15 protein-coding genes are annotated in these 18,579 nt (G+C 51.1%); 4 read left to right on the top strand and 11 right to left on the bottom strand.

From position 1 onward, the window contains the following. The first annotated feature begins 6 nt into the window (after window positions 1–6). Window positions 7–405 (top strand): glutaredoxin family protein, encoded by a 399-nt coding sequence (locus ACOTSW_RS04245; protein WP_423681188.1) that lies wholly within the window; start codon window positions 7–9, stop codon window positions 403–405. A 104-nt stretch (window positions 406–509) separates the two neighbouring features. Here the strand turns inward: ACOTSW_RS04245 and ACOTSW_RS04240 are convergent, their stop codons facing one another. The 3 genes from ACOTSW_RS04240 to ACOTSW_RS04230 form a co-directional block, all read right to left on the bottom strand. Next, on the bottom strand, window positions 510–3,350 hold the full coding sequence (locus ACOTSW_RS04240) for a TonB-dependent receptor domain-containing protein (protein WP_423681186.1): 2,841 nt from the start codon (window positions 3,348–3,350) through the stop codon (window positions 510–512). Window positions 3,351–3,749: 399 nt separating this feature from the next. Further along, window positions 3,750–5,303: a glycoside hydrolase family 10 protein gene (locus ACOTSW_RS04235; RefSeq protein WP_423681184.1), complete on the bottom strand. Its 1,554-nt coding sequence runs from the start codon at window positions 5,301–5,303 to the stop codon at window positions 3,750–3,752. 343 nt (window positions 5,304–5,646) lie between these two features. Next, a complete protein-coding gene (locus ACOTSW_RS04230; protein ID WP_423681183.1) occupies window positions 5,647–6,036 on the bottom strand; it encodes a hypothetical protein in 390 nt (129 codons plus the stop codon). A gap of 282 nt (window positions 6,037–6,318) precedes the next feature. Between ACOTSW_RS04230 and ACOTSW_RS04225 the strand changes: the two genes are divergently transcribed. Both ACOTSW_RS04225 and ACOTSW_RS04220 read left to right on the top strand, forming a co-directional pair. Beyond that, on the top strand, window positions 6,319–7,155 hold the full coding sequence (locus ACOTSW_RS04225; protein ID WP_423681182.1) for a phytanoyl-CoA dioxygenase family protein: 837 nt from the start codon (window positions 6,319–6,321) through the stop codon (window positions 7,153–7,155). A 67-nt stretch (window positions 7,156–7,222) separates the two neighbouring features. Then, window positions 7,223–8,041, top strand: coding sequence for an acyl-CoA thioesterase (locus ACOTSW_RS04220; RefSeq protein WP_186896904.1), 819 nt, complete (start codon window positions 7,223–7,225; stop codon window positions 8,039–8,041). A 94-nt stretch (window positions 8,042–8,135) separates the two neighbouring features. Here ACOTSW_RS04220 and dacB read toward each other — a convergent pair whose 3' ends face one another. Next, the gene (gene dacB, locus ACOTSW_RS04215; RefSeq protein ID WP_423681181.1) at window positions 8,136–9,581 is read right to left on the bottom strand and encodes a D-alanyl-D-alanine carboxypeptidase/D-alanyl-D-alanine endopeptidase; all 1,446 of its coding nucleotides are present in this window, start codon (window positions 9,579–9,581) and stop codon (window positions 8,136–8,138) included. 210 nt (window positions 9,582–9,791) lie between these two features. On the opposite strand from dacB, the gene ACOTSW_RS04210 reads away from it, so the two are divergent. Next, complete coding sequence (locus ACOTSW_RS04210) at window positions 9,792–11,765, top strand: peptidase U32 family protein (protein ID WP_423681180.1); 1,974 nt, start codon at window positions 9,792–9,794, stop codon at window positions 11,763–11,765. Window positions 11,766–11,847: 82 nt separating this feature from the next. Here ACOTSW_RS04210 and ACOTSW_RS04205 read toward each other — a convergent pair whose 3' ends face one another. The 7 genes from ACOTSW_RS04205 to ACOTSW_RS04175 all read right to left on the bottom strand — a co-directional run bounded on the left by ACOTSW_RS04205 (window position 11,848) and on the right by ACOTSW_RS04175 (window position 18,189). After that, window positions 11,848–13,176, bottom strand: a complete 1,329-nt coding sequence (locus ACOTSW_RS04205) for a ferredoxin reductase family protein (RefSeq protein WP_423681179.1) — start codon at window positions 13,174–13,176, stop codon at window positions 11,848–11,850. Window positions 13,177–13,191: 15 nt separating this feature from the next. Further along, complete coding sequence (locus ACOTSW_RS04200; RefSeq protein WP_423681177.1) at window positions 13,192–13,503, bottom strand: hypothetical protein; 312 nt, start codon at window positions 13,501–13,503, stop codon at window positions 13,192–13,194. 286 nt (window positions 13,504–13,789) lie between these two features. Next, a complete protein-coding gene (locus tag ACOTSW_RS04195; protein ID WP_423681176.1) occupies window positions 13,790–14,323 on the bottom strand; it encodes a cytochrome b in 534 nt (177 codons plus the stop codon). Window positions 14,324–14,485: 162 nt separating this feature from the next. Further along, window positions 14,486–15,289, bottom strand: a complete 804-nt coding sequence (locus tag ACOTSW_RS04190; protein WP_423681175.1) for a YdcF family protein — start codon at window positions 15,287–15,289, stop codon at window positions 14,486–14,488. 164 nt (window positions 15,290–15,453) lie between these two features. Next, entirely contained in the window at window positions 15,454–15,609 is a 156-nt protein-coding gene (locus tag ACOTSW_RS04185; RefSeq protein ID WP_423681174.1) for a hypothetical protein, read from the bottom strand. A 56-nt stretch (window positions 15,610–15,665) separates the two neighbouring features. Continuing rightward, on the bottom strand, window positions 15,666–16,067 hold the full coding sequence (locus tag ACOTSW_RS04180) for a glutaredoxin domain-containing protein (RefSeq protein ID WP_423681173.1): 402 nt from the start codon (window positions 16,065–16,067) through the stop codon (window positions 15,666–15,668). Window positions 16,068–16,098: 31 nt separating this feature from the next. Further along, window positions 16,099–18,189: a TonB-dependent receptor plug domain-containing protein gene (locus ACOTSW_RS04175; RefSeq protein ID WP_423681172.1), complete on the bottom strand. Its 2,091-nt coding sequence runs from the start codon at window positions 18,187–18,189 to the stop codon at window positions 16,099–16,101. Between the last annotated feature and the right edge of the window lie 390 nt (window positions 18,190–18,579).

Genomic DNA, 18,579 nt, shown 5'->3' with positions numbered 1-18,579 from the left:
TATTAAATGCAAGTTCGTTACAAGAAATATATCAAAGATATTTTTCTATTGATTGTAGTCGCCATTCTCGCGATTTTTTTAGGAAAAAATATTCCTCATTGGTATCGTTTATGGCAAGGGCCATTTAAAAATGGAGATTACTCTGCCCATGTGAAATCGTTTCCTTACAAACTGACTTTATATGGTACTGCAACCTGCCAGCATTGCCAAAACGCTCGTACCTATTTGCGGCAAGCCGGTATCGAGTTCAATGATCAGATGATTGATCGATCAGGTGATGCAGCAAGGTTATATCAACAACTAGGTGAAAAAGCCGTACCGGTTCTTGTTAGTGATAGCAAAATACTCGTTGGATTTAGCCCAGTGCGTTACCAAGAAATGTTGAAGGAAAGCAGAGTGCGATAAACGTAGATGAAGCAACTTTATATGAGTGTAATGTAGTCATCTTCTTCAGAATAAAAAATCCCCGACATCGCTACCGGGGATTGTTTTTTTCAGTACAACCGCGCTTACTTGAACTTGTAATTCGCCAGCAAGGTGAATGAGCGGCCGCGTGGGTCGGCGACGCGTGGTTCCCATGAACTGCCGGCGCCGGAGTTGCTGTCGTAAGTGATGGCAAATGGCGGGTCGGTGTTCAGGATGTTTTTGATCCCTGCGGTCAGCGTCATGTTTTTGATGCCGCTGTAGGTCGCACTCAGGTTAAAGATGGAATAGCTTTTCACATTCGGGTTGTAATCCGATGGGGAAACCAGACCATTGAGTACGCCAGGCAAGACTTGATCTTTATAGCCAGAGCGGAAGATTTGCGAGAGCATGGTCGTCCAGTTGCCTTCTGTGTAGGTCACATAGGCAGTGTGTTTCCAGCGCAGGCCCAAATCGCCAGTGAAGGTGAAACGGCCGACTTCGCTTTCGCCATAGGCGGCATTCGCGGTCGGACGGGATTTTTTCTCGATCAGGTACGAGCCGTCAATCGCTGCTGTCCATTTACCGTTCCAGATCGTGCCATTCGCATTCGCGCCGACTTCCAGACCACGGGTGATGCTTGAACCTGCATTTACCCAGCGCTGATCGATCTGCACAATCGCGCCGCTGGCATCACGGATAAACTGGCCGCTGAACAGATTGTAGTTTTGCAGCATGGTGGTTAAATCCAGCGAGGTAATGGTGTTTTCCTTGCGGATTTCCCACAGATCCATATTCGCGCTGAAATGTTTGCTAGGTGCCCAGACGACGCCGACAGTCGCCTGTTTTGCGGTTTCCGGTCCCAGATTGGCTTTGCCACCGGTCAGGGTATTCGGGTTGATAATGCCGCAACCCGGTTTGGTGCTGTCTGCTTTGAGGCTTGGGCAGCTCGCCGGATCGACCAGATCTTTACCGGCGTATGGCGACTCGGTAATGCCGTTAAACAACTGATTGAATGAAGGTGCGCGGAAGCCGGTGTTATACGAACCACGGAACAATACTTGTTCAACCGGTGTATAGCGGAACGCGACTTTCGGGTTAAAGGTATTGCCGAAACCGGTGTAATGATCCTGACGACCAGCGACGGTGACTTCCATATTTTTGAAGACGGGCACCAGGAACTCGGCGTAGATCGCGCGGATATCACGGCTTACACTTGGCAGTGCATTCGCATCATCAAACGGCGCATTCAGAATCGCAGGACGTGCGTTCGAGGCGCGTGCATCGCCGTTAAACGAATATTCTTCCTTACGCAGATCGGTACCAACCGCTGCCATCACTGCACCGGCAGGGAGTTTGAAAATTTCACCGGAGATCGCGGCATCGGCTTGCGTCAACGTGGTTTTACCGCCGTACAACACCACGCCTTTAGCAGAGGTGCTGGCGATCAGATCCAGCGCTGCCTGTGATTGCTTCTGACCAGGCAACAGGAAAGGATTGATGATGCCGGTGCCGAGTGCATTCGCCAGTGCGACCGTGTAGTTATAGCCATTGCCGAGTGTCGATTGTGATTCGCTGTAAGCGCGTGACAGGCCGACGCGGTAATCCCAGTTACCGATCTGGCCATCGGCGCCGATTTGCAGACGGGCGGCATCGGTACGGGTGCTGATTTCACGGTTGCCGCACTCCATACAACGCCAGCGATAAGCGATAGGCGCGCCGTAATTGGATTTAATGCTTGGTAAGAGCGCAGCGATGGAATTGAATACCATGTCATACGCAGCGCCGGTTTTAGGATAGAACGACGATACCGGGAAGTTGCTGCCGGGCGACACCTGATTCGGCGAGAAGCTTTTTGATACATCAACGCGGGAACCGACCAGTTCAGCGAACACCTGATGTTCACCGACTTTGAATGTGGCGCGCGAAACGAAATTATCGTTGGTCACAGGCTGTTGTAAAACAGCGGCGCGACCTGTATCCCAGGCACACGCATATTTGGAAGAAGCGACATCCCAGATTTTGTAATCATAAGCAGCCATACCATCGATGGAGTTACAACCCGCGCCACCCGGCAAATTCAGCACGTTGACCGCATTCATCGACTGGTTTGTGCCAGGCAGGATAGGGCCGGTATTACTCTTGTTACTCATGATGGTGTTGGCCAGCGACGTCGCAAATACGGTCGCAAACGGGGTACCGCGCGTATCAACTGACAAACCACGATTCGGCTGGAAGGTGTTCACAAACGAACGCTGATCGCCGCGCAATGCCTGATTCTCGCTGTGGGTACCGGTAATCAGCACGTTGTAGCCATCGCTCTCCAGATTACCGAAACCGCCGACGATAGAAACGCGGTGAATATCGGCTCCGCCTTGCTGTGTCAGATCAGTGAAGGCCTGTGCTTCAATGCCGTTGTAATTTTTACGCAGAATGAAGTTAATCACACCGCCGATTGCATCGGTACCATAAATCGCGGAAGCGCCGTCTTTCAGCACCTCAACGCGTTCAACCGCTGCCATAGGTATCGAATTCAGATCGACTGCCGAGCCTTTCATACCGTGTGTGGCGATACGGCGACCGTTCAGCAGAACCAGTGTGCTGTCTGAACCCTGACCGCGCAGGTTGGCGGAGGTAGCGCCGTTATTGCCGCGCTGCGCACCGGAGGTGACGTCGGCATTACTTGCCAGATTATCGGAACCATTGCCATTGATGTTCAGCGTAGCAATCAGCTGCTCGGCAGTCACGATACCCGAGGCTTCGAGCTGTTTGCGGGTAATGACTTCGACGGGTAACGCACCTTCGGCGGCGATACGTTTGATGCTGCTACCGGTAATTTCGATACGTTGCGTGACGTCGGCTGGTTTTTCCTGCGCCATCGCAGATGTCGCAGAAACGCCAGTCACGCCGATAATGGCGATGCAATGGGCAATGGTTTTCAATTTCACGGGTCTCTCCTCAAATAATTCTGTTCAATGTGTGATCAGGATGTAGGGCAATTATCACGGGCTTAGAATGACAACGACCATCAAAAGTCACATCCGTTAACAAGGTTTTTTCTTTTTGCACCAATTTGGATTTTTTGGTGTCGTGCAAAATCGTTATAACGATATACGCGTTGAGATTCAGACTAGAGTTTTCACTTTGCCGGTGACAAATGAAAAATTCTACTCAGGTAATAACTAAAAGATATAGATAAAAAAATCGTTCTCCGGGCCTGTATGACACAGGCAGTGCAAGAGGGATTGATACTCTGAATAAATTTTTTGTATGCTTAAAAAAACAGCAGAGGGAATCTCAAAAAAACCACATTCAGAGCAGGTTCCGGCGCTGCTGAGCGCGCATTTTCAGGGTAACTGCACGCTCGCCTGCTGGCTCTCCTGACCCGAACGGCTGATCGCCATCACGCTGATTTGGCGGATTGCACCAGCCTGGGGATCAGCGCTGGTATCAATGCTCAGTTTTGTCGCAGGCTGGACTGAGAACAGCCATTGCTGATCGGTGCGTTTCCAGATCGCCAGTAATTTTGTGTTGGCGGCGTCAGCCAGCGCCACGTCCACGGTTTTCTTGTCCTCCGACAGTTGCAACTGCGGCGCGGTGATATTGCTGCTGTTGAGCCACGGCATTGCCGGAATCAGCGCCTGCGACGTGTATTTTTCAGTCATCAAGCGTTTGCGTATGTCTTTGCGGTTCTGATTCAGGCTGATAGCGCTGAAATGAATATGACCGTTACCACCGCGTTCACGCACTGCATCCACCTGATTCAGAATTTCTTCGGCAGGCCAGGATTTATCACTGTGATCAATGCGGCTGGTATATAAGCCGGGCCAGATCTGACGTTTTTGTAAATTCTGCCCTATCCAGTAGTCATGCAATACCTTAAATGCCTGCGGTGTCTGATTGATAGGCCAGTACAATTGCGGCGCCAGATAATCAAACCAACCTTTTGCCATCCAGAGTTCTACATCCGCGTACAGTTTGTCGTACTGGCTGAAGCCGGTGATGCCCGCCGGTAAGCGGTCAGGGCGGCCGATGCCGAACGGACTGATGCCGAATTTCACCCAGCTTTTTTCCTGATGCACCGCGTTGTAAATTGCCTCGACAAGATGGTTGACGTTGGCACGTCGCCAGTCCGCGCGCATCAGATTGCCGCCGCTTTGCAGATACCTGATCCAGGCTTTGTCATCCGGGAATTCGACCTCACTGCCGTTCGCGGCTTTGACCGGATACGGATAAAAATAGTCATCAATATGAACGCCATCAACGTCGTAGCGCCGCACGACATCGCTGATGACATTCAGCGTTTGCTGCATGGCGATGGGTTCTGCCGGATCCATCCATAACTGATCGCCATACTGTTTCACGGCGTCAGGCGCAGTTTTGCTGATGTGATTTTTTGCCACTGCTGTTTTTGCCTGCGCGGTGCGGGCGCGGTAAGGATTGAACCAGGCGTGCAATTCCAGGCCACGTTCATGCGCCTGTTCTATCCAGAATTGCAGCGGATCGTAATACGGCGAAGGTGGGCGGCCTTGTTCGCCAGTCAGAAATTCCGACCACGGCTCTATCGCCGACGGATAAATCGCATCAGCGGCCGGGCGCACCTGCAGCACGATGGCGTTGAGCTTCATCTGTACCGCATTGTCGAGAATGGTGATGATCTCCGCTTTTTGTTTATCGCTGCTGAGGTCACGGCGGCTCGGCCAGTCGATGTTGGCGACAGTGGATACCCAGGTGGCGCGGAATTCACGCGGTGTCGGCGGCGTTTCACGGCTTAGGGGTAAGGATGGCGGTGGCGCATTAGCGATAATCGCCGATGGTGCCGGTGCTGTTTTCACGCTGACCGGTGGTGAGCTGCAGGCGCTCAGTATGGCGATGAGCAGGCCGGTCAGCACCGTACGCACGATGTTCCGGTGATTTTTTATGAGCAAAAACGGTGAGGCTGAAAACGAGATCATGCGTCGGTAACGGCGAAAACAAAAAAGAGCTGAGATGCTACTGCATTCGTCATCGACAAACCAGCGTTAATCCGCCGTATATGCATACTCCCCCCTATTTTTTAAAAAACTATCGATAGTCCTAATAAAATAAAGGGGGATTTTATATACCCGGGGGAGTATATAAATGTCACTGGATGATGATGGTCGCAGGCTGGCTACTGTGCTGTTGCGCTACCGGTTCTGAGGCAGCTGCCGGTAGTTAGTGCGATAGCGAGATAAGAGTGAACAATGCAGGGAGTAATCCGTCTCAGCGACACCATTGTTGTGACAGCACCAGCGTCAGTGCCAGAGAAAGTACGGCTGCCGATGCGCTGATCGTCAGGCCGGTGTATGTAATTCGCAGACCGCGACGGCGCCTGTCGGCAAAAATCATTAATTCGCCTATCGTTGTCAGGCAGCTGATGCCGGCGATGAAGATCATCATCAGCATCGCAAAGGCTTCTTTGTCATTCAGTTCGCGACAATGGGTTGAATATAAATGCGCCAGTTTAAAAATTCTGTCGTAGCTGATCAGTTCAAACAACAGACCCGCCGCGATCAGGGCGATCGTCATCAGCGGAATAAACCAGGTCAAGAAATACGGATCGCGGACAGCATCGATCACTGTGTTGATATGGCGCTTGATGAAAGCAATCATGGGAGTCTCGCTGGTAACCGGGCTATCGTTCCGAACGGGGCAGTCTGAAGCGCTGTTCTGTGGATGGACTGTCTTTTTTTGTCTGTCCCGGGTGATGCTAACATTTTTCATGCAAGGTCTGATGTTTCTGTGCTGAAATGTTAATGTCTATTTTCTCATCACCGCGATCGTAGCAACACCGCAGCAACACAGCAACATCGCGATCAGGCTGTGTTGCCGCCGGCGACATAGAAATTCTATTAAGATAGACAGCGTAGCCATAGATACGGACAGGAAATCACGATGTTAAGTACAGAACAAATCAAGCAATTCACACAAGATGGCTATGTCGTCGTGCCGGATTTTAAAACTGCAGCTGAGATCGCTGCGCTGCGCGAACGTGCGGCGCAGATTGTCGATGCGTTCGACCCGGCGCAATCCCGTTCCATCTTCACGACCAAAGAGCAGGAACAACATATCGATCACTATTTCTTAAATTCAGCGAATAACATCAGCTGTTTTTTTGAAGAAGAAGCGTTCGACGCCCAAGGCAATCTGCGTCAGGATAAATCGCTGTCGATTAATAAAATCGGCCATGCGATGCATGATCTCGACCCTGTTTTCAGCGCGTTTTCGCGTGGCCCGGCGCTGGCACAGGTCGCGCAGCAACTGGGTTTGCAGCAGCCGCAAATCTGGCAGTCGATGTATATTTTCAAGCAGCCTGGCATCGGTGGCGAGGTGCGCTGGCATCAGGATGCGACTTATTTTGAAACCGACCCGGTCAGCGTTACGACGTTCTGGTTTGCGCTCGAAGATGCGACGCTGGATAACGGTTGTCTGTGGGCAGAACCGGGTGGACACCGCACGGCTATGCGCGAACGCTTTGTGCGCGAAGGTGATCTGGTGCGCGTGGAAAAACTCGATGCCACACCGTGGCCGGATGACAGCACTGCCGTGCCGCTTGAGGTCAAAGCCGGCAGTCTGGTCTGTTTTCACGGGCTGCTGCCGCATTACAGCGCGCCGAACCGCTCGCCGGTATCGCGCCATGCCTACACCCTGCATGTGACCGATGGCGCAACGCGCTATTCGCCGCAAAACTGGATACAGCGCGATGCCAGCTTTCCTGTGCGCGGCTTCTGATCAGCATCAGCACCGACAATAAATCATCACATTCAACAACGTTCAACAATAATCAAAACGAGAGACTATGACGACAGCGAACACGATGCACCCGTTTGACGAAGCAATACAACTGAGGCCACAGGGCGATCATTACCGCGGCCAGACTTCACCGAAATACGCGAATATGGTCGGCCCGTTTGGTGGAGTCACAGCGGCGACCTTGCTGCGCGCCGTAATCGATCATCCGGAATGTCAGGGCGAGCCGCTGGCGCTGACGGTGAATTTCGCCGCACCCGTTGCCGACGGTGAGTTTGATCTTATCCCTAAGTTGATCCGCACCAACCGTTCAACCCAGCACTGGAGCATGGAGTTAGTGCAACACGGCCAGATCGCTGCCACTGCCACCGCCTTGTTTGCGACGCGCCGTGAAACCTGGTCAGCAACCGAAGCGCAGTTTCCCGACATCAGCGATGCCGGTGAAGGCATGGAAATTCCGCCAACCGGGCTGGCATGGGTGAATCGTTACCATATCCGCACGCTGCGCGGCCATCTCGGGCTGACTCCGGCATCGCAGGAAACGAGCAGCGACACGGTCACTCAGCAATGGATACGCGATGAGCCACCACGCGTGATGGATTTTTGCTCACTGACTGCGATTGCCGATGCATTTTTTCCGCGTATTTTCATCAAACGCAAACAGGCAGTGCCAGCCGGAACCGTTTCACTGACCGTATATTTTCATGCGGATGCCGCAACGCTGACTGCACACGGCACGCAGCCTGTACTGGGATATGCGCGTGCGAATCGTTTTTATAATAATTATTTCGATCAGATCGCTGAATTGTGGACGCCGGACGGCGCATTACTGGCAACCACCACACAGGTCGTCTATTACAAACAGTAATTCTGTGTACCTTAAAAAAAGGCAGCACCGTAATTCAACCGGTACTGCCTTTTTTGTTGCGGCGACTCATACAGAGTGCCAGTTCAGCGCGTATTCAGGGCCGACCAGCGGCAACCCAGTTCAGCAATTCATCCAATGCAGGCTTGGCTTTGCTCGCTTCATCGTGGTTAATCATGGCGACAACAATCCACGCCTGATCGTGAATGTCGCGCACATAACCGGCAATCGCCGTGGTGTTTTTCAGGGTGCCGGTTTTGATACGGGCGCGTAATTCAGCGGCGCTGCCTTTCAGGCGTTTGCGCATGGTGCCATCAAGCGCGGCGACCGGCATGCTGGAGCTGAATTCCGGGCTCCATAAACTGCGCGCACCGACTTCTAAAATCGCCGCCATCTGATTCGCGCTGATACGTTCTGTGCGCGATAAGCCTGAGCCGTTTTCGAGCACCAGTCCTGCATCACTGATGCCTTGCTTCGCCAGCCAGTTTCTGACCCTGGCATCGGCGGTTTGCAAGGTGTTGCCGTTGATTTTGTCAGGCGATTCTGCGCCCAGTGTCAGAAACAAAATCTTCGCCATCGCATTATCAGATTGCTTGTTCACGATACGCAGTGTATCTGCCAGCGTTTCCGAGGCGCGTTCAAGTAACAGTGTCGCATTCGCCGGTACCAGACCGTCGCGCACCTGACCTTGCCAGCTGCCACCCATTTCCTGCCACAGCGTGCGGAACATGTGCGCAATGTATTGATTGCGTTCAATGATGTTCAGGTGCGTGGTGATTTTGCAGCGCCGTGGAAAACCGCCGCTGAGCATGATCTCGATCTGATCTTTACGCTGAAATTCTATGGCCGGCGCTTTCCATTCACTTTCCCATTCGGCGCAGGATTTCTCATTAAAATGCAGGTGGTTTGAAAATTTGATTTTATCGAGCGGCGTCAGCAAACGGGTATCGATTCTTTCTGCGGTTGATTCGATGGCGAATGAGGTCAGATTGCTGTGGATCAGCAGGGCATCAGGAATCACGTTGTAATACGCATCGGGATGTTCATCAAACGGTGGCGCACCGATGTCGAGGCGTTCAGGCTGAAAATAACTGCGGTCCAGAATCAGATCGCCATTGATTTTGCGTATGCCTTGCGTGCGTAAAGCGCGCAGCATGACGCTGAATTTTTCCCAGGTCAGATTCGGATCGCCACCACCGCGCAAATACAGATTGCCGTTCAGTGTGTCTTTTTTAAGTGGCTTATCGGTGAGAAATTGCGTCTTCCAGCGAAAGGTCGGCCCCAGTTCTTCGAGTGCAATCAGGGTTGTCAGCAGCTTCATCGTCGATGCCGGACTGAAACTGGCATCGGCATTTTGTTGTAATACCGGCGTCGCAGTTGCCGAATTCAGCGGTATCACCACCGCACTCATCGCCTCAGACGGAACCGGAGAATGACGGAAAGCGTCTTCCACTTTCAGCGGCAGCACCGTTTGTGCCAGCAGGCTGGCTGAATACAGCGTTGAAGATATTATTCCCAGCAAGCACGTCGTCGGTTTCAGCATGGTGATCCTCTTTCTTCGATGCTGCATTGTAGAGGAATGCAGCAGGCAGCAACAGTCTGCGGACGGCTTGCAAGTCATGACAGATTCGCTGTGTTGTATGCCTATTAGGTATGCCAATTCCTTATCGTTATCTGCGAAAAAATGCTGTTTCAGGACATAAGCCCTTGATTTCGTTATAATTTCGCCCTTCCTTTGTCACCGGTCACCGCCATGAGTCTGCTCGTCAATCAAACTGAACTGTTATCCCCCGCCAAGAATGTCGATATCGGGCGCGAGGCTATTCTGCATGGCGCGGATGCGGTATATATCGGCGGCCCGTCGTTTGGTGCGCGTCACAATGCGAGCAATGAGCTCAGTGATATCGCCGGGCTGGTGCAATTCGCCCATCGCTACCATGCGCGGATTTTTGTGACCATGAATACGATATTGCATGAATCCGAACTCGAACCGGCACGCAAACAGATTCACCAGTTATACGACGCCGGTGTCGATGCGCTGATCGTGCAGGACATGGGCATACTCGAACTCGATATTCCACCGATACAGTTACACGCGAGTACCCAGTGCGATATCCGCAGCGTCGAGAAAGCAAAATTTCTGGGCGATGTCGGTTTCTCGCAATTGGTGCTGGCGCGTGAACTGACGATAGAACAGATCAAGGCGATTAAAGCTGAGGTGAAAACACCGTTGGAATATTTTGTACACGGCGCTTTGTGCGTCGCTTTTTCCGGCCAGTGTTATATCTCGCATGCGGATAATGGCCGTAGCGCCAATCGTGGCGATTGTTCGCAAGCCTGCCGTTTGCCGTATACGCTGACTGATGGCGAGGGCAGGGTGGTGGCGTATGAAAAACATTTATTGTCGATGAAAGACAATGACCAGAGCCGCAATCTGGAAGCGTTGCTCGATGCCGGTGTGCAGTCGCTGAAGATTGAAGGCCGCTACAAAGATATGGGCTACGTCAAAAATATCACCGCGCATTATCGTATGTTGCTCGATGAAATTTTAGAACGCCGCCCGGAATTTACCCGTGCCTCCAGCGGCCATAGCCAGATCGCGTTTACACCGGATGTTGATAAAAATTTCCATCGTGGTCACACCGATTATTTTGCCAACGGGCGCTTGGATAATATCGGTGCGTTTGATTCGCCAAAATACGTCGGTCTGCATCTTGGTTATGTCACGCGCATAGGCACGACCTGGTTTGAGATCGAAGCGAATGAGCCTATGGCGAACGGCGATGGTCTGAACTACATGCACAAGCGCGAAGTGGTGGGCATACAGGCGAACACCGTCGAGCACATGGGCAAGAATGAGAATGGCGACGTCTGGCGCATTTCTCCGAATGAAAAAGTCAGCGAGCTGATTGGGCTGAAAGTCGGCATGCTGATTAATCGCAACCGCGATCAGCGCTGGGAACAGGCGCTGACCAAAAAATCGGCAGAGCGCCGCGTGCCGGTCTGGCTCACGCTCAGTGACGATAGCGACGGTCTGACGCTGACTATGCATGATGCCGATGGCGTCACTTCATCAGTACACACAGCGCTGGCGCTGGAGCCGGCGCAGCAAGCCGACAAAGCCGCAGCATCGCTGCGCGACAGTCTCGCCAAACTCGGTAACACCATGTTTGAAGCGGCGAATGTGGATCTGCGTTTGCGCCATCCGTGGTTTGTTCCTTCCTCTGTCATCAATGCCTTGCGCCGCGATACTGTCGCAGCGCATGAGGCGGCGCGGATCGCAGCCTGGCCTCGCCAGCCCCGCACACCGGCAGTCGAGCCACCGGTCGCTTATCCTGAAACCACGCTCAGTTATCTGGCGAATGTGTATAACAGCAAGGCAAGGGAGTTCTATAAAAAGCATGGTGTACAACTGATCGCCGCTGCGTATGAAGCGCATGAAGAAGCGGGCGAGGTGTCGCTGATGATTACCAAACACTGCCTGCGGTTTTCATTTAATCTGTGCCCGAAACAGGCGAAAGGTGTGAAGGGCGTTCAGGGTCAGGTGAAGGCCGAACCGATGACGCTGGTGACGGGCGATGAAAAATACACGCTCAAATTTGATTGTAAGCCCTGCGAAATGCACATCATCGGCGCGATGAAAAAACACATACTGCAATCGCCGCCGCCATCGTCGGTGCCTTACAGTCCTATGGTGTTTCACAAGACCCGGCCAGCGGCAAACTGATCTGTTCCTCCAATGACGGGCGTTAAGCGCTAAAACAAAAAAGGCTGAACCATGTTCAGCCTTTTTTGATGTCGTCGCGGAATCAGCGCATATCAAATAATTCCTGATGAAAATCATTGCCGGACAGACCTTTTGCGAGCAGATCCTGGCGTAGCGCATTGCCGAAATTTTTGGGGCCGCAGAACCAGACGCTGGCAGACGACCATGCCGGTACTGCCGCACAAACCCGGTCAGCACTGAGTCTGCCATCAGCGTCTGAGCGCAAGATATGCAAACGCACGCCAGCCTTGTCGGCACTGGCCTGTATTTTTGCAATGAAATCTTCATCCGGCGCTGCCGTGCTGTAAAACAAATCGATCTCACGCGCATTGGCCTGCTCTGCCAGCGCCTGCATACGCGCGATGAACGGCGTGATGCCGATACCACCGGCAACCCAGATCTGGCGCGATTTGTTATCGTCAAAGGCGAAGCGCCCATACGGGCCTTCCACTTTCACCAGATCACCGGCTTTCAATGTTGCTGGCAAGGTATCGGTGTAATCACCCAGCCCTTTGATCAGAAACGTCAGTTTGCCATCCTCATTCCACGCCGAAGAAATCGTGAACGGGTGTGGGCCTTCGCTGCGGTTAAACGTCAGGAACGCAAATTGTCCGGCGACATGGCCACTCCAGCGGTCTTTCAGATTGATGACCACTTTCAGTACGCGATTATCGGTGTGATACTGAATCTCTTCGATCGCACCGACTGCCTGCCGTTGCGCGCCAACTTGACGGAACAGCGACATCAATGCGGCAATCGTGCCTCCCGCCATCAGCACCGCCATCAGCGGCGCGATCAGATGATCCCAGTATGTGTATTTCATCAGCACCGTGGAATGGAATACCAGCACCAGATACACAATCGCCAGCAAGCGGTGGGTTTTAAAGAAATAGCGATACGGAAAACGTTTGATCAGTGCCAGAGCAATCAGCAGCACCATCGCATAAAACGCCCATTCTCCGACCTCTTCAGCGAGGTGGCGCTGGCTTTGAAAAAACTGAAATAAAGGCACGGTCTGCTCGGCTGCCGGTTTACGTGCAGGCCGCGTCAGCCAGCCCCAGCCGACCATCCATTTCGGCCCCTTCGCCCACAACCAGTGAATAATGGAAATGACCAGCGCAGTGATGCCCAGCCATTTGTGCAGACGATAGGATTTATCCAGACCGCCGAGCAGGTTTTCGCCTATCGCAGGCCGTATCGCCAGCATCATGCCTATGCTCATCACACCGATGCCGATAATGCCGGTGTAATTCATCAGCGACGTTCGTAAGCTGAAAAAATTATAAGGCTCGCTCAATACCGTATCGGCAAGCAGCCACAAGACGCTCAGCAGAGCGATGAGCAGCAGATATATCCTTTGAATATGTTTCATCGTTGACTTTCCGCATCAGACTCTCAGCCAGCCCTGCTTCATCGAAAAACCAATGACCATCAGTACCATCGCACCGTAATACATGGTTTTCCAGACGAAACCGGGCTTCTCCTGTGATGCATCGCCGGCACGGGTTGAAAACTGGAAAATACCCCGGTGTTTGTAAGTGCAGATCGCAAACAGGATGAAGGCGGCGCCGGTGAGCGCCTGCGGGAGTAACTGCATTTTCCAGGCAGTAAACAAATCGTAAGCGCCGAGCAGAGCGAAAAAAATGAGCCATACCCACGCATGCGGCGTGCTGTCTTTTTTTGTTTGTGGTGTTGTCATGCAGAGTGCCTTGAATTTTTTAATAGCGACATGATCCTGTCAGCAGTGAGGCAGATCAGACCGGACCCAGCAGTGGCGAATATTGCCGCAGTCCGCCAGCGGCACTGTCCGGGCTGGCGGTGAGTTTGATTGCTTAAATATACTACCGGGGAGTATATTTTGAGGCCCTTATTCTACGTTGAGAATAAAGATAAAAATGAAGATACTCCCCCGTTTTTACTCTATGCAGGGAAAATGTCCCGACATTTTCAGGCGACATTACGCCGCCGTGAGGTGATGTGCTGCCTCACTTTTTCCACGGCAGCATACGAAGCATCGTGCCATCTTTGACGATGAAGTGATGCCATAACGCCGCCAGAACGTGGAAGCCGACCACAAAATAAATCGCTTCGCCCACCGTTTCATGGAGTTCCTTGATGCTACTTTTCAGTTCAGGATTCGGTGCAATCAGTTGCGGCAACAGCATGCCGAAAAAGCTGACATCGCGTCCGCCCGCCTGATAAAACAGCACGCCGCTCAAAGGCAAACCCAGCATCATCAGATACAGCACCAGATGCACCAGATGCGCACTACCGGTTTGCCAACGCGGTCCCGGTAAAGCGGCCGGTGCCTTGAACGTTAAGCGCAGCGCCAGACGAACCAGTACAAATAAAAACACCAGTTGTCCTGCCAGCATGTGCACCGACTTCAAGGTGTCGCGCAAAGGCTCGCCTTTCGGAATATCTTCCCTGATCTGAATTGCTGCGAGCGCAACGGCGATCAGAATGAACATCAGCCAGTGTAAGGCTGCCGAGAGAGGGTGATAACGTGAAGTTTGCATGTTCTTTGTACCTGGTGAAACACTGTGAAAACACAGCGGGTTGGGGAAAAGAAATGGAATGAAAGCATAGCGCATAGCATCCAGTCAACCCGGCGTCATGCGGCAGTGATTCATACTAACCGACCCGTCAGTGGTATGACCAGCGCAAAGCGATGATCTGCATCAATACATGCGGAGTAAAAAGCCCTTGATGAATGAGAAGTATTCGCGTAGCCAATCGTTATAACGTATGTATAGCGGCGTCGCTGCACCGGCAGTCTGCACAGATGACCAACCCAGCCGACGCGCCATCATGCGTGCCCGCAGTACATGAAAATCACTGCTGACGATGAGTATTCCATCGTGCGGCGTCACCGCATTTTTTTCCAGCAAAGGCTGGCTGAACAACAGATTTTCATACGTCGTGGTGCTGCGTTCTTCCTGAATGATGCGCTCGGTTGCCAGCCCGTGAACACGCAGATAATCGCCCATAATCTGGGCTTCGCTACAAGGTAGCGTCCAGTTTTTTCCACCTGTGACCAGCACCTTCGCCGCAGGCAAACGCCGCGCCCATTCCAGCCCCAGATCCAGCCGCTTTGCCAGCGTTGGTGATGCACTGCATTTTAATGAACCCGAGCCCAACACCATGATGGCTTTGACCGTCGCTGTATTTTTATCGGTCAGTCCGGCGGCATCATTGCTGCGTTGTAAGAAAATGAAAAACAGAACCAGACTCAGCAACCACGCGCCAGCCAGCAACTGCGCCAGCGTCCAGACTTTCTGTCGCCACACTCTTTGCGAACGCCAGCGCCCGAATTGCAACCATTTCCAGCGCAAGAGGATTAGTCCGCAACCGATGCACAACGGCAGCACCACCCCGAAATTCACCAGCCCGGTGGACATCAGAAAAACCGCATCAACGACGAGCAGCGCGGCGATCAATACAGTGACGATGGAAAACAACTGACGAAGAACACTGGCAGACATGGCGTATTTAAAAAAGACAACAGCAGAGGTATCAGACCTTAGCACGCTGTGTCAGTAATTTCATTCGAAATAAATTTCGTTCGCTTGTCAGACATTCGCAGGCTGCTTGGTCGTTGCAAGCAGCCTGCAGTTGTCGAACCGACGGAACGTATTCTTATCTTGATTTACTCACTGTCGTCTTTGCAAATTCTTTCACACCTTTCTTTATCGTCAAGCTCCTTCATGCAGCGTTTGTAGCAATCTTTTTTGATTCCAAACGCATAAGACGATAATGCAGACAGGAAGGTAAAACTAATGAATACGAGAATATATTTTTTCATGCTTTCTCCTCATTAAAATGTAAATTAAAAAATCAGATGTTTATCTATTGAGCAGTTTATTTATCAGTGAGTTGACTCTTGATTATCGCGTCAAAAGCCTTCTCATCAAAACCAGCAACTAATTTATTTTTTGAAACTAATACCGGCACACCTTCTTGTTTTAACTTTTTAAAACTCGTCATTGCCTCTGCAGATTGATCAATAAGTATGTCGTTGTAAGCGATGCCCGATTGCTTCAGAAATGCACGGGCTGAGTGACAATGCGGGCACGTACTTGTCCCATATAAAGTCAGACGATAAGGCATTTTCTCTATATGGGATGAAAAATCGCCACTTTTAACAGGGCCGCGCCAAGTGTTGATGAGGTGCGGTAAATTGCTTCCTATTGCGACCGCAGCGGTTGCTGTGAGTGTCATCAGCACTATATTGATAATCCAATTCTTGATTTGTTTTTTCACTTGTTCATCCTTTTCTGCAGGGTGCCAATAATTACAATTTAATTTCCAAACGCGCACCAATCTTGGCAGGCGTTCTTTTATTTGTTTGGAGCCTTACTAATTCTTCATTGATGGCGTATTCATCGACACGTGTCGATGTTCTGTTTAATAGGTTATCGAGAGTGATAAAAAATCTCACGTTGGAGGTAAATTTCCACGAAGCATTAGCACTCAGATTCATTTTGTTGGCGTAGAAAATGCGCTGAGATATATTGCTACGCACCCAATCGCCCGGCGTCCAGTTAACGTCCGCGCTGAGTTTTAAGGGCCATTCTTTAGCTGAATACGTCAACCCAAATTTTGCGCGCCAAGGCGATTGATCTGCTAAACGATTATCCGGGGCGGGCAAGCGATCGATTTGTGAACGTGCAAAACCGAGACTACCTCGAACTTCAAGTTTAGGCGCCTGCTGCCAAATGTCGCGCATCGATAATTGCATTTCCAGATCAACACCTTGTACTGTTGCACTCCCGAGATTCGCCGGACGGGCGACATATCTTGGCATGGTCGACCATGATACCGTTTCTAGTGCGACGTCAGTGCCAATCAGGCGTTCAATTGCACGAGAATAGAGTTCGACGCTGAACTGGCTATCAGCACTAATGCCATGTTCGTAAGATAAATTGAATCCAAGTGCTCGCTCAGCTTGTAAGCCGGGATTACCGGCCGTATCTGGCGTTTCTATGCCGTTCATGCCGCAAAATTCTTTGGCGACACACATTGCTAAAGGATTTATCGTTGGCCTCAGGCTGAGCTGATCCGGGGTCGGTGCTTTAAATGTGCGTGCAATGCTGATCCGGAATTGTCGCGCCTCATCGCCATCGATTTTTTTTGCGATGTGAACTGATGGTGAAAATAAGTGATAGTGCACCTCGCTATGGAATTCACCTTCGTTAATGTCGATAGTACGATCTTCAAATGATAAGCCGGCATTCAGTGCAAGTTCATTACTCAGGTGCCAGTCATCTTGCATGAAAAGGCGGCGTTGATTTTGCCGGATGTTGCGCCGTTGTCCTAATATGTCGAGGCTTGGGTCGGGAGCACCATTGATCTGATTATTAAATTCATTGCTGTTTCTGCCGTAGCCAATGTGCCCGCCTGCCTTGAAATCGTGTTGATCCGGCAAACTGACTTTGTAGTTGATACGTAAAAAGTCTGAATCAATGTCTTTGGTTTCATTCCTTTGGCGGAACGTCGTTGCTTGCTGAGAGATCGTTTCCGACTGATGCATTTCTGAGCGTGAGCGTATGCGATTGGAATTCCAGTTCAGCACCAGTTCACTGTCGTCGGTTGGTGTATAAGTCCAGTTGAGCGGCAGACCAAAAAATACGAAGGGGCCGGTTGTTCGCTGTTGCAAATGGCGTGAATTTCCATCCGCATAGTTTTTGTATTCCGCACTACCCTGATCAAAATTAGTGCTGCTGATGCCGGGGGAGAAGGTAATTGTGTTACGTGTATTTGCCTTCCATTCGACAGCGCCGTTCGCAGAAAAGTCAGAATTCTGGTTGTAATTAAACACGGAAGCTTTGTAATTAGCCGACGTCGCCAGCCCAGAACGGCGAATGGTTTGTTCCAGCTCACTGTCCGTTGCCGTGGAATGGCGATACGCAGAAATTTGTGCATTGAAACTCAGTGGCGAGCCAGTTTCGTTTTGGTTGATTGAATAAGAAAAGTCGCCGCTGAGTCTGCCATCGGCATTGTTAGTACCGATACGTAATTGTTCTGTCTTTTTCCGCTCTATTTTGCGGGTAATGACGTTAATCGTGCCGGCAATGCCGAAAGGTCCGAATTCAGCGACAGCCGATTTAATAATTTCAATTTTCTCGACGCGAATCAGATCCAGTTCATTGATATCTTTTCCCGTTGTCGGCGGCATGCCATCAATCAGTATCTGGGTGTCGCCGGGCATGCCCAGCAAACCTATACGACCATCTTTACCAACAGTGATGGCTGGTTCACGTTTTAATAGATCTTCGACATTCTGTAAGCCACTTTCTTGAATGCGCTTACGTCCAATAATGATTTTGCCCGCCACAAAGTCACGTCGTGCTTCAATATCAGTAAAACTGCCATTGATGATCACATCTTCAGATGTCGGAGGTGTTGGCGGCTCACTCGCCCAGCTTGGCGTAGCATACGAAAACGCGGGGATAATTACGACCGAAAATAAAACTATTGTTTTTATGATGCGACCTTCTCAACTAGGTGGTTTTTACGGACTATCAGCAGCGAAGAAACGCTGATAGTCCTGCAAAATTCAATTTAAAATCTTAACAGCCACAGATACGTTTGCATTTTGCTTGAGATATGCCCTCCAAACCACAAAGGCCGAAGCAACCAGCGTCACAAGTAATGTAATCGTTGTATTCGTTTCCTTCTGCATACGGCGCAGACACGGCAGTAAAAAATACAAATATCGTTTGCTAAACGACGAATTATTTGATTTTCCTTTTAGTGAGCGAACAGAGATTAA

This window comes from Undibacterium sp. WLHG33, from assembly GCF_049544815.1.
Lineage (GTDB): Bacteria > Pseudomonadota > Gammaproteobacteria > Burkholderiales > Burkholderiaceae_D > Undibacterium.
This window is presented reverse-complemented; position numbering and strand designations above follow the sequence as displayed.